Raw genomic sequence first — 12,423 nt, 5'->3', positions numbered from 1 at the left:
CCTTACATGCCGAGCTTTTCGAAAATTTTGCCCAGTTTCTCTTCCAGTGTTGCCGCAGTGAATGGCTTAACGACGTAGCCGCTTGCCCCGGCCTGTGCGGCTGCAATGATGTTTTCTTTTTTGGCTTCTGCCGTAACCATCAGCACCGGCATCGCTGACATCGCGCCGTCGGCACGAATGGTTTTCAGCAGCTCCAGACCGTCCATGTTCGGCATGTTCCAGTCGGAAATCACAAAGCCGAAACCACCGGCCTGCAGTTTGTTCAGCGCGTCTACGCCGTCTTCCGCTTCTTCAACGTTATTAAAACCCAGCTCTTTAAGCAGGTTACGCACGATGCGGCGCATGGTTGAAAAGTCGTCTACGACCAGAAACTTGAGTTCTTTGTCCGCCATAAAATCCGGGCTCCTTCAGTTAAATACGTATTGCCTGTCCGGCACTAATTTTCGCCAGCATCTGCTGGCTAACCTGGCTTAAATCGACCACTTCGCTGACGCCACCGGAATTGATGGCCTCACGCGGCATGCCGAACACCACACAACTTGCTTCGTTTTGGGCGATGGTCCACGCCCCTGCCTGGTGCATCGCCAGCATCCCGGCGGCACCGTCATTACCCATCCCGGTGAGGATCACGCCCACGGCGTTACGCCCCGCGTGTTTCGCCACCGAATGGAACAGCACATCCACGGCCGGGCGATGCCGGTTCACGGGTGGGCCGTCATGTAATTTGATTTGATAGTTTGCGCCGCTGCGCGCCAGCTCCATGTGCTTATCACCCGGGGCGATATAGGCATGGCCCGGCAGTACGCGCTCGCCGTCTTCGGCCTCTTTAACGCTGATCTGGCACAGCTTGTTCAGCCGCTCGGCAAACGAACGGGTGAAACCCGGCGGCATATGCTGGGTAATCAACAGCGCCGGGCTGGAAAGCGGCAGCGGCTGCAGCACATGGCGAATCGCTTCGGTGCCGCCGGTTGAAGCCCCAATGGCAATCAACTTTTCCGAGCTAAGCAGCGGCCCGGCCTTCAGCGTCGCAGGCACGGCGGTTGGCGCATGTGCGGCAATCTTAGCCCTGGCGGCGGTTCTCACCTTTTCAGCAATCATTTCGCTGTAGGCAAGCATCCCTTCACGAATGCCCAACTGCGGCTTGGTCACGAAGTCGATAGCCCCCAGCTCCAGCGCGCGCAGCGTCACTTCCGACCCTTTGCCGGTCAGCGAAGACACCATCACCACCGGCATGGGCCGCAGGCGCATCAGCTTCTCCAGGAAGTCGAGGCCGTCCATTCGCGGCATTTCGACATCCAGCGTTAACACATCCGGATTGAACTTTTTAATCAGATCGCGCGCCACCAGCGGGTCCGGGGCGGTAGCAACCATTTCCATATCGCTATGACTGTTGATAATTTCCGTCATTATCTGCCGCATCAGCGCAGAGTCATCGACCGATAAGACACGTATTTTCGTCATGTTCTTTCCTTACTCAGGCCATAGACCGTCTGACCACGCAGCCAGAAGTCACGGCTGAGGTTACTGAAGTTCTCCGAATGCCCGGCAAACAGCAGCCCGCCGGGTTTCAGCAGCGGAACAAAGCGCTGCAAAATCGCCTGCTGTGTAGGTTTATCAAAATAAATCATCACATTGCGGCAAAAAATGGCGTCAAATGGCCCCGGTACCGGTGCCTGCTTGTCCAGCAGGTTGATCGGTGCAAAATCAATATGATTCGACAGTTCACTGCGCACCCGGACCAGCCCCTCATGCGGCCCCGTGCCGCGCATGAAATAGCGCTGCATCTGTACCGGCGAAAGCGTTTTCAGCTCTTCCTGGCGATAAACGCCGCTCTGGGCTTTCTCCAGCACCTGGGTGTCGATATCGCTGGCAAAAACCTTCCAGCGTCCCGCGCCGCCCCCCAGCACATCCGCCAGGGTAATGGCGATGGAATAGGGCTCTTCGCCGGTCGAAGCCGCCGCGCTCCAGACTTTATAGTCCCCGCTGCGTTTGCGGGCGTGCTCCGCAAGGATAGGGAAATGGTGTCCTTCGCGAAAAAAAGCGGTCAGGTTAGTGGTCAGCGAGTTGATAAACGCCTGCCATTCGGCGCTGCTGGAGTTGGCTTCCAGCATGCCTAAGTAGCGGCCAAAATCATCCAGACCCAGCAGACGCAGGCGGCGAACCAGACGGTTATAAACCATGTCCCGTTTATGGTCGGCCAGCACGATACCCGCGCGCTGATAGATCAACTGGCATATCCGACGAAAATGCGCGTCGGACAGCGGCAGACGCTGTGTCATCTGTAGCATTAATGACTGTTGCCCGGTGGGCGTCGATGATGTCATAGCGCCTTCTTTATTCCCTTCAAGATGTTACCCATTCTCCGGTCGCGGCGAATTCACTGGCTGCGGGCTCAGCGTCGGCACCGCTCAGATGAAATACCGCCACCACGCCGGAAAGATATTCAGCCTGCCCCGCCAGCGCATCGGTGGCGCTGGCGGCTTCTTCAACCAGCGCGGCGTTTTGCTGCGTGACCTGATCCATCTGGCTGACCGCCTGAGCGACTTGCTCAATCCCACGGCGCTGCTCATCTGACGCCGAGGCAATTTCGCCCATAATGTCGTTCACCTGGGTGACCGAACGGACAATTTCAGCCATCGTTGTCGCCGCCGTATCGACCAGCTTCGATCCCTGCTGCACGCGGTCAACGGACTCTTCAATTAATACTTTGATCTCTTTGGCCGCCTGCGCGCTGCGGCTGGCCAGGTTACGAACTTCCCCGGCAACCACCGCAAAACCACGCCCCTGCTCCCCGGCACGCGCCGCTTCTACCGCCGCGTTCAGCGCGAGGATATTGGTCTGGAACGCAATGCCGTCGATCACGCTGGTAATGTCACTAATTTTCTGCGAACTGCCCGCGATGTCGCGCATGGTGTTTGCCACGTTTGCTGCCTGCTGCCCGCCCTGCTTCGCGGTATCAGCCGCGCTGCGGGAAAGCTGTGCCGCCTGGCGAGCGTTATCGGCGTTCTGCCCGACTGTAGCCGTGAGCTGCTCCATGCTGGCCGCCGTTTCTGCCAGGGAAGCCGCCTGCTGCTCGGTTCGAGCCGACAGGTCGCTGTTGCCTGCGGCAATCTCACCGATACCGGCGTGCATGGAGCGGGTGCCGCTGCGCACCTGGCTGACCGTCTCTTTTAACGCCGTCTGCATATTTTTCAGGCTGGCGAATATCTCCGAGATCTCATTGCGCCCGAAGACCGAAATTGGCTTCGCCAGGTCCCCGGCGGCAATGCTGTCAAAGTGGCTACGGACAATCGCCAGCGGCTGCACAATCATCTTGCGCGACCAGGCCAGGGAGCCGAGCAACAGCACCACGGCGATGATCGTCACCACGGTGAAAATCACCGCGGAGATATGGTAGTTTTTCTGGCTGTCGCCGCTCGCGGTTTGCACAATCTGATTAATGCTCTGCTGCCAGGCATTGAAGTTCGCATCAAAAACGCCCTGCGACTTCTGTACCGGCGCGGTCATAAAGTCGGAAAGCTGGTTGTTCTCAAGCCACGTTGCCTGATGCTGGAGATCGTCTCTGAACGCCGTATAGCTCTCTTTCGTCGAGGCCAGCATTGTCTCAGCCTCGCCCTCTTTCGGCGGGATCTCGAGGAACTGGTTAAACAGCATATCCGCCTGCTTCAGGCTGCTGCGGGCATCCGCCATCAGGCGTTTGATATCGTCCGGTGGATAGCTGAGTGCGGTCAGCGTACCCGCCCGGTTTAAGGCATTGCTGGCCTGCAGTAACGCGGCCCGGCTTTGGGTTAACGCATCGCGTTGCTGATTGCTAACCTCGACCCTTTTCAGGTTCTGGAAATCGTCACGAAAAGCCCAAAAAGACAAGCCATTACTGCCAATCTGCAAAACGCCGCAGACAATCAAAATCAGGAAAAGCGTGGTCGAGATCCGGATACGGTTTAACATCAAAGCTTCCCTCTGCCGGCCAGCAGGCCGGTATTCATCTGATCAGAAAGTTTCCCAGTTATCGTCATCCCCGGCCCGGGCCGGAGTACGCGGGGCATGAACCACAGGGCTTTGCGCTACCGGCGCAGCCGCTGCAGGTTTTTTACTACCCGCATTCCCTTGCAAACGGAACGTCGCGACAGACTGAGTCAGGCGGCTGGCCTGCTCCTCCAGCGCGGCGGCCGCGGCAGCAGACTCTTCCACCAGCGAGGCGTTCTGCTGTGTCACTCTGTCCATCTCAGACACGGCCAGGGCGACCTGGTCAATACCCCGGCTTTGCTCGTCAGAGGCGGAGGCGATTTCCCCCATGATGTCCGTGACCCGCGTCACCGCGTTCACGATGTCGCTCATGGTTTCCCCTGCGCTTTCCACCAGCACGGATCCCGTGTCCACGCGCGAAACGGAATCTTCAATCAGCAATTTAATTTCTTTTGCCGCCTGGGCGCTGCGGCTGGCTAAGTTACGTACTTCCCCGGCGACAACCGCGAAGCCGCGTCCTTGTTCACCCGCACGCGCGGCTTCTACCGCGGCATTCAGCGCCAGGATGTTGGTCTGGAAGGCAATCCCGTCAATCACGCTAATGATGTCGGCAATTTTTTTGGAGGAACCCGCGATGTCATGCATGGTTTTCACCACGCCATCGACAACCTTGCCGCCGCGCTGCGCGGTTTCGGACGCATTCAGCGCCAGCTGAGAGGCCTGACGTGCGTTTTCGGCGTTCTGCTTCACGGTGGCGGTGAGCTGCTCCATGCTGGCGGCGGTTTCTTCCAGGGACGCCGCCTGTTGCTCGGTGCGGGATGAAAGATCGTTATTGCCTGCGGCAATTTCGGTGGTGCCGCTGTAAATGGCATCCGACCCTTCGCGCACGCTGCTGACGGTGGTAATCAGTTCCTGCTGCATGTGCTGCACGCTGGAGGCTAGCTGGGTCAGCTCGTTTTTCCCTTCAACGTTAATTTTTTCCGTCAGGTTACCGGCCGCAATCTCGCGGATATGCCCGATCACCACGTTCAGCGGCTTAAGCAGTATCTGACGCATCCCGACCCAGACCAGCAGAATGACTGCGGCCAGCGCCAGGGCTAAAATGCCAAGCTGCCAGATGGCGAAGGTGTAGCCGTCGCGGCTGTCGACGTACGAGGCTTCGTACATGCGATCGTTCAGCGCCAGGTAGCCGTCGTAGGCTTTTTCCAGCGCATTCTGCATACCCTGGGTCGACTGACCGAAATAGGCATCCATGTTGCCGCTTTCCAGGTAGCCAATCAGCTCCGCCAGCGCCTGATGGTAGGTCTGGTAATCACCGTCGATATCTTTCACCACGGTGTTCATTTCGGCTGAAATAGGCGCAACCTGTTTAAAGTTGTTGTAGTGCTGCTCGGCGCTGGCGAGGGATTTCTTCGCATTGTTCAGCAGATCGGTTTTGGCTGCGCTCTGGCTATTGGCCGGATCCATCATCATGCGCGCGGCAGAGCGGCTAAGGTTAATGCGCGTGTGCAACATCAGGATCCATGCCTGATTTAATTCGGCCTGCTGCACCCGCAGTTCGCGGGAGACTTTGAAGTTATCATTGTTGTTTTTTAACGAATTAAAGAACATTCCACCGGAAATGATTTGCAGCAGCGCGAACACCACCAGCACCATCATCAGCATGGTGACAACGCGAATACGCTTTAACATAGGACGCCCTTTTAACGACTTGTTCCCGAGGTTATCGGCACCGTCAGCGGGAACTTTACGTTAAGTCACAGGGAAATTAACCGGTTGCGCCATGGCAACCGGCTATCTGTCAGCAAGAGGAACGATCAATAGGTTACGGTAATGGTCACCGTGTCGGCATAGTTGTCTGGCGTGTAATTGGTGCTCGGAATAGTGACATAGACCTGGTATTGCTGCGCTCCCCCGTTACCGGTGCTGGACGGCATGTTCAGCGACGTGTTGCCCCACACCGCCCCGGATGTTCCGGTGGCTTGTCTTAGCTGATATGGCACCTGATCGGTATTACTTCCCGTGCCTGACAGCACCCCGGTGCCGCCCGTGTTGCCGTTCGATGGCGTCAGGCCCACGGTGTAAACCGTGCCGGTGGTGCAGGCAATGCCGATGGTGTTATTCGACGCCACATTGCTTTGCATAGCCGCCACCGGCCCGAAGCTAACGTTATTGGCGTAGCTGACGTTGCACTGCTTGCCGACGGTCGCCACCACGTTGAAGGGAAAGTTTGCGACCACGCTGGTGCCACAGCTGGAGGGGGGGGCCAGCAGGCCGGTATTCATTGTGACGGTAGTCATGCCGCTGGTGTAAGTATCCTGATACCCGCCTTGCGCGGCGGATATTTGCGGCAGCGTCATTTGGGCGTAGACCGTCAGGCTGCCGGTGACGGGCGTCAGGTTAAGTAAATTGAGCGGCACCATCGGGTAGGTCGTTCCCGACTGAAACTGGCTCCCCCAAGCCCCCCCGCTTAACGTTCCCTGATAAAGCTCATAGGACAGCGTACTGGCAGGCGGCCCGGCAAAAGACATTTTGTGATTCCCAACGCCGGCCCCGTCAATATTAAAGCAGAGCGTCACCCCGGCCAGCAGATCGCCCAGTTGTTTGGAACAGCTGTAATCGAAGGTCATTGAAGTGTTGGGCGTGCCTGTCGCCAGCGGGTTGATGGTGCCAAAGTTAACGGTTTGCACGTTGCTCACCGAGCATACAACCGCATGGCTAATCCCGGGGGACAGCAAGAGCACCGCCAGCAGCAGTAATTGTTTTAATCTCATGCGGGTCACTCCTGTCTCAAAAGTCCACGCGTACGCTATCGGCACACAACCGGGCCAATAGTCGGCACGCTTTTCTGATTCTCTGGATAGTCGAACGCAGCCACACAAATACCGTTCTCTGTTGTCACCCGGAGCTGATTGTGCAGCTCAAGCGCATCGAAATAGGTCATGCCATCAAACCCGACAATCGAGTCCTGCCCGGTGCCTGACATTAATCTGACCGGGCTGCCTTCGGCGATGGCTTTGCCTTTAGCGTCAACCAGGCTTATCTGGGCGGCGCGAACCGGCTTGATATCAAAATGCACCAGCGTCCCGGAGCGGTCGGCTGGCGTAGCGTTCAGGCTGACGCTGCGGATCCGCATGTTGGCCGGCAGGTTCATCGGATCGATACTGATCAGGTTGTTCTGGTAGCTGTTGAGCGGCGTCACAAGTAGCCGTCCGCTGCTGTCGCTGTTGCCCACCAGGTTATGCTGCAGCTTGACCGGTACATCGGGAATACCGTCCGTAGAAACCACGGCAAACCCGTTGTTGATCTCCCGGGCGGCAAACACGCCGCCGCCCATCATCACCAGCGACCCCGTCGCCCCCGCATAGCCGTAATTATTGTCTGGAATGCTGCGGAAGCCGGTATAGACGCGGCCATAGCGCCCCAGGTAACCCACTTCACCCTGCCCGGTTTGCTGTGAACTTTGCTGGCTGGCGGCCACGTTCCAGCCGACCCCGCCCTCGGACGGTGGATTCTGGCTGGCATTGAGCTGGTAACCCATCTTGTCCCCGGTGCGCTGCACCGTCGCTCCGGCCGTCAGGCTATTGCTGGTACTGACGGTCAGCATCAGGTACACGCTGCGGTCGCGGGTATCATCAATATTCTGGTTAAAGCTGGCGCTTAAGGAGATGTTTTCCGTGATGGGTTTAAACCAGCTGGCGTTGGCGTAGCGAATAGCGCTTTGGTCAGGGTAGCGAAACTGCAGGTAACTCAGACTGAGATTCCCCCCCACGCCAAAGTTATACCCCACCACCGCGCTGCCGCTGAAGGCTGGCGGCGGGGCACCATAGCGTGTGGCAACATCGTGATAGTCGCCGGAGGTGGCCGTGGCGCTGGAGCTAAAGCTGAATCGCCCGCCGGACCAGCGATAGCCGAGTCCATACAAATAGCCATTCTCCCCGGCATCCGAGCTTGCCGCCAGCGCGGTTGAGATAGTCCCGGACTGGCTCCAGGGGATCCAGTCGCTGCTGACGCCCCCGTTGACCAGGCTGTCGCTGGCCTCCATATGGCCCCCTGCGGTCAGGCTGTTGCTGAAGCCCCGCCGCCAGGTGCCGCTGAGCGCGGGTTCGCTGGCGTAGTCGAAGGAGGAATAGCCGTAGTTTTTTCTGACCACGCCCAGCTCAAGGGACCAGTCCGTGAGCCCTTCCCTCAGCAGGAGCTGATCGTTATAAAAAGAGAAGTTCTGCACGCTGGTTCTGCCCAGGGCATCGGTCATCATCACCTGAGCATTCCCTGCGCCGGTGATGTTTGGCAGCGTATTCAACTGGAAACTGCCCGCCGGAACCTCGCCGTTATAGTATTTAACCCCGTTGACATACAGCTCAACGCTGGAGGGCAGCGTGGCCGACCCCAGAAACGCCGGCAGCGGGGTCGTGGGCATATAAGGGTTGAGGCCAAAATCCGTCCCGATTTTCACCCCGGCAATGCGGGTCTGGCGGGACCATGAAAGAGAACTGGTGAGCGTGTCACCGAGTGTAACCGCCAGCATTTTATCGGGAAAAGAGGAGCGCCAGCTGGTGTCCAGGCGGCTAAAAGACTGATTGCTATTCTGTTCCGTGCTGTAGCGGGTAAGCTGGGTCGAGCTCAGGACGCCTGCCGAATTAAACGCCCGGAACTCACTGAATGTGTTGAAATTGCTGTTCTTGCCGCTGTCGCCGTAGAGGTCGTAATTCAGCAACGCCCCAAGGGCATTGTCGGCCTTCGGCGAGGACATATCGGACTGATTGAGCTGGGTGGTTTTCAGATCTAACAGGCTCAGCGGCGCGGTCAACGCCAGGGTTTGTTGCTGCACGTTATAGTCAACTTTGACCTGGGCAATGTCATTCAGGTAATACGGCGGCTGTGCTTTTTCCGGCAGGTGAAATCCCAACTGACGCAGGGCCATCGCGTCGCCGTAGAGTTTTCCCTGCGCGTAGCCAAGATGAACCAGACCCACGGCATTCCCGTTCACCGTCGTGTCCAGATATAAATCCACGCCTACAGGCTGAGCTGTATCATTGCTGGCCGCATTCTGAGGTAAGTCATTATTAGTATTTTGTGCTGCTGTCATGCCTGAGAAAAATAAACCATTAAGCAATACAATATTTACCAAAGAATATGGCCAGTCATAGATTTTGTTCTGTTTTTTGACCATTGATAGTGACTTCAACCTTTCCACTGTGATAAGCATCACTGGCAGACGAAGATATTATCCACCGCATAGTTGAACCGGGAAGAACATAACCTAACAGACCTGGCGTAATCGTTTTTCGCGCGCCATTAGCCTGAATAAATGTCATGGCAGAAAGCTGGGCGTGGCTGTTTCCCTGATTACTCACGTCGACAAAGGTTTTGCCATCGGTTTGCACCAATGCCCATTTCAGTTTTGCGGTGTTTTCAGCCTGCCCCACAGGCTGCAAAAACACCGGGACGGAATAGCGCATAACATACTGAATAGTATTTTTCTGCACTTTGGCAGGCGGCAACTCATCAATAAACAAGCGATAGGCCTGTTCCACCTGATTGGTGGCAGGCGTGGTGCGGATCACGCGGACAAGCTGGCGCTCCCCCGCGGGCAGCGTCACGATGGGAGGGCTAATAACCAGCCCCTGAGAGGTTGACAGCCAGTCGGCATTGCCGCTTTGCTGCCAGTTGAAAACCCGTACCTGCGCGTTGAGCGGCGCAGTCCCTTCATTACTTAACCAGATACCGTCCGCATTTTGTGCGGCGCTCAACGTCAGGTTAACCGGCGATATCTGCAGGCCACCGGCTAGCGCATTTTGTCCCACGGCCAGCGCCAGCAACAGGCATGCGCAGGCCGGGCGTCCGCCTAATTTCATTTTCATCCGTTGCCCTGAAATCAGTAGTTAACGTTGACGGTCACAGTATCCGCATAGCTGTCTGGCGTGTAGTTGGCGCTCGCCGCAGTGGCATAAACCGTATACGAGATAGCCAGCCCGGTGCCCAGGCCCGCCACGCCGTTACCCACCGTCGTTGTGGTGGCGGTGTTACCCCAAACTGGCCCGGTGGCCGAGGTTTGGTTCAGCTGATAAGGGACTTTGTCGGTGTTGGTGGCGAAGTTAAGCACGGACGACATGGCTCCCGAACCGGTGGTGGTGCCACCGTTGGCTGCAGAAGGCGCAAGCCCGATAAAATAGGGCGTTGCCTTGGAGCAGTTCACGGTGAATGTATTACTTTGCGAGGTGTTTACTGCGCTGGCGGCAACCGACCCGAGGTTAATATTCGAGGCTGCCCCCGCCGTTACTGTACAGGACTTTGTAATCGTAATGAGGACCTGAAATGTACCGTTTGCCACCGCCGCATTAGCCGATGGAATAATCGCAAACGCAGTACAAGAGAGAATTAAGCGTGCTGCAGTGGCTGAATTCATATCCTTACCCTCATTCAAATGACTCAATCATACTTCGTGAATACACAACGAAGCGGCACGGGATGATTTAACGCTAGTCTATATTCCGCTTTAATAAAGAAGGCGGACGCCATAACTTGTCTTTTATATAATTCGTCATGAAGCCAAATGGCTGCCCATCAGATATTGTGCATGCTGCATAAAAAATCATTTTGCCCACAAATAACCCCAATCGTTCATTTATCAAGCAAGCAAAACGGTTTCTGGCCGCAACCTTTATGGGCCTGTCGGTAAGAAAAAAATCAGTACGTTACGCCATCACTTAGTTGAAATTTAGTTTAGAGAATGGGAAATAACCAGACCACGTCAAAAAATTCATTCAGAAGGACAATTGACACATTATTATCAATAAAAACAATGCGTTAAATGCAAAACACCTTACATCACTGCAAAGCGAAAAGAATATATCCGTCATTTTGTGACAGTTATCACAAATAATGATTAAGTGCTGCTTAATTAACAATTAACAGAATTTATAAAAAAGAGTTGTATATCGGCGCAGTTTGATTCAATTTATGCTCCGCGCATTTACGGCCCGGAAACAATAATTATATAAGGGTCAGTAAGTTACAAAAAAACACACATTAACTACAGTCAACTACGGGGTTACTAAGTCAGTGGCAAGTTCAAACAAACTCACGCTATTCATCATTTTGTTCATGATAGCGGGGATCTTCACCGGTGCGGCCATCCACGAATACGCCGCCGCCGACGTCATCAAAGGCTACGCCGATAACATCACGCTGTTTACCGATATCTTCCTGCGCCTGATCAAGATGGTGATTGCGCCGTTGGTCTTCAGCACCCTGACGGTCGGTATCATGAAGCTCGGCGAAACCTCCACCATTGGCCGCGTAGGCGGTAAGGCAATGGTCTGGTTTGTCTCTTCTTCCGTGCTGTCTATTCTGGTCGGCCTGTTTATTGTCACCCTGGAGCATCCGGGTGCGGGCATGAACCTGGAAGTGCCAGCCGAAGCCGTGCAGACCGGCCTGGCCGTCAGCGGAATGACGCTGAAAGCCTTTATTTCCCATACCATCCCAACCAGCATTGCCGGGGCGATGTCGGACAACGAGATCCTGCAGATTGTGGTGTTCTCGATGTTCTTTGGTATTGCCGGCGCGTCTTTGGGCGAGAAATTTAACGCCCCGTTGGTGAGCGCGCTGGACGTTGTCTCCCACATCATGCTGAAAGTGACCGGCTACGTGATGTATGTCGCGCCGCTGGCTATCTTCGCCGCCATCTCTTCGGTGATTGCCACCCAGGGTCTGGGCATTCTGCTCAACTACGCTTCGTTTATCGGCGGCTACTATGTGGCTATCGTGCTCACCTGCATCGTGCTGATTAGCGTGGGTTACATGGTGCTGAAGCGCGATGTGTTCCGCCTGCTGGCGATGCTGAAAGATCCCGTTCTGGTGGCCTTTACCACCAGCAGCTCTGAAGCGGCCTATCCGAAAACGCTGGACCAACTGACCCGCTTTGGCTGTTCCCGCAACATCGCTTCGTTTGTGCTGCCGATCGGTTACTCCTTTAACCTGGTAGGGTCGATGGTCTACTGCTCCTTTGCGTCCATGTTTATTGCCCAGGCTTATAACGTGCATCTCTCCTTCTCTGAGATTGCCGTGCTGATGCTGACGCTGATGCTGGCGTCCAAAGGGATTGCCGGCGTGCCGCGCTCCGCGCTGGTTGTGCTGGCGGCAACAATTCCAAGCTTCAATATTCCGGTAGCGGGCATCCTGCTGTTGATGGGGATTGACCACTTCCTGGATATGGGCCGCTCGGCGATCAACGTGCTGGGCAACGGCGTGGCAACCGCGATGCTGTCCAAGAACGAAGGCATGCTGGAAGAAACCGGCACCGTGCCGGTGGAAGAAGTTAAGGCATAAAAAAAGGGCTACCCTCGGGTAGCCCTTATCGCAAGCCGGCGATGTCTGGCAAACGAAGCAATACCAGATTCCACCAATAAATATGCTGGAAAATCACTTTGTGATTTTCGGCTGATAACCACGCAG

10 protein-coding genes are annotated in these 12,423 nt (G+C 55.9%); 1 reads left to right on the top strand and 9 read right to left on the bottom strand.

Annotated features, from left to right (window positions below):
• Window positions 1-2: 2 nt before the first annotated feature.
• The 9 genes from cheY to F3J26_RS03870 all read right to left on the bottom strand — a co-directional run bounded on the left by cheY (window position 3) and on the right by F3J26_RS03870 (window position 10,375).
• On the bottom strand, window positions 3-392 hold the full coding sequence (gene cheY / locus F3J26_RS03910) for a chemotaxis response regulator CheY (RefSeq protein ID WP_008453900.1): 390 nt from the start codon (window positions 390-392) through the stop codon (window positions 3-5).
• Between the two features lie 19 nt (window positions 393-411).
• The gene (locus F3J26_RS03905; RefSeq protein ID WP_038481767.1) at window positions 412-1,461 is read right to left on the bottom strand and encodes a protein-glutamate methylesterase/protein-glutamine glutaminase; all 1,050 of its coding nucleotides are present in this window, start codon (window positions 1,459-1,461) and stop codon (window positions 412-414) included.
• The gene (gene cheR / locus F3J26_RS03900; protein ID WP_008453898.1) at window positions 1,458-2,324 is read right to left on the bottom strand and encodes a protein-glutamate O-methyltransferase CheR; all 867 of its coding nucleotides are present in this window, start codon (window positions 2,322-2,324) and stop codon (window positions 1,458-1,460) included. Before cheR ends, F3J26_RS03905 begins: the two co-directional genes overlap by 4 nt.
• A gap of 19 nt (window positions 2,325-2,343) precedes the next feature.
• Window positions 2,344-3,948 (bottom strand): methyl-accepting chemotaxis protein, encoded by a 1,605-nt coding sequence (locus F3J26_RS03895; RefSeq protein WP_008453896.1) that lies wholly within the window; start codon window positions 3,946-3,948, stop codon window positions 2,344-2,346.
• 42 nt (window positions 3,949-3,990) lie between these two features.
• Window positions 3,991-5,658, bottom strand: a complete 1,668-nt coding sequence (gene tar, locus F3J26_RS03890) for a methyl-accepting chemotaxis protein II (RefSeq protein ID WP_166991584.1) — start codon at window positions 5,656-5,658, stop codon at window positions 3,991-3,993.
• A 125-nt stretch (window positions 5,659-5,783) separates the two neighbouring features.
• A complete protein-coding gene (locus F3J26_RS03885) occupies window positions 5,784-6,740 on the bottom strand; it encodes a spore coat protein U domain-containing protein (RefSeq protein WP_166991581.1) in 957 nt (318 codons plus the stop codon).
• 35 nt (window positions 6,741-6,775) lie between these two features.
• Window positions 6,776-9,055, bottom strand: coding sequence for a fimbria/pilus outer membrane usher protein (locus F3J26_RS03880; protein ID WP_034807454.1), 2,280 nt, complete (start codon window positions 9,053-9,055; stop codon window positions 6,776-6,778).
• Between the two features lie 55 nt (window positions 9,056-9,110).
• Window positions 9,111-9,830: a fimbrial biogenesis chaperone gene (locus F3J26_RS03875; protein WP_166991578.1), complete on the bottom strand. Its 720-nt coding sequence runs from the start codon at window positions 9,828-9,830 to the stop codon at window positions 9,111-9,113.
• A 14-nt stretch (window positions 9,831-9,844) separates the two neighbouring features.
• Window positions 9,845-10,375: a spore coat protein U domain-containing protein gene (locus F3J26_RS03870; RefSeq protein ID WP_166991575.1), complete on the bottom strand. Its 531-nt coding sequence runs from the start codon at window positions 10,373-10,375 to the stop codon at window positions 9,845-9,847.
• Window positions 10,376-11,031: 656 nt separating this feature from the next.
• Between F3J26_RS03870 and F3J26_RS03865 the strand changes: the two genes are divergently transcribed.
• A complete protein-coding gene (locus F3J26_RS03865) occupies window positions 11,032-12,297 on the top strand; it encodes a dicarboxylate/amino acid:cation symporter (RefSeq protein ID WP_008453884.1) in 1,266 nt (421 codons plus the stop codon).
• Window positions 12,298-12,423: the final 126 nt, after the last annotated feature.

The sequence above is a fragment of the Enterobacter sp. Ap-867 genome, from assembly GCF_011752855.1.
Lineage (GTDB): Bacteria > Pseudomonadota > Gammaproteobacteria > Enterobacterales > Enterobacteriaceae > Cedecea.
The sequence above is the reverse complement of the archived record's forward strand: the minus strand, read 5'-3'. Positions and strand labels throughout refer to the sequence as shown.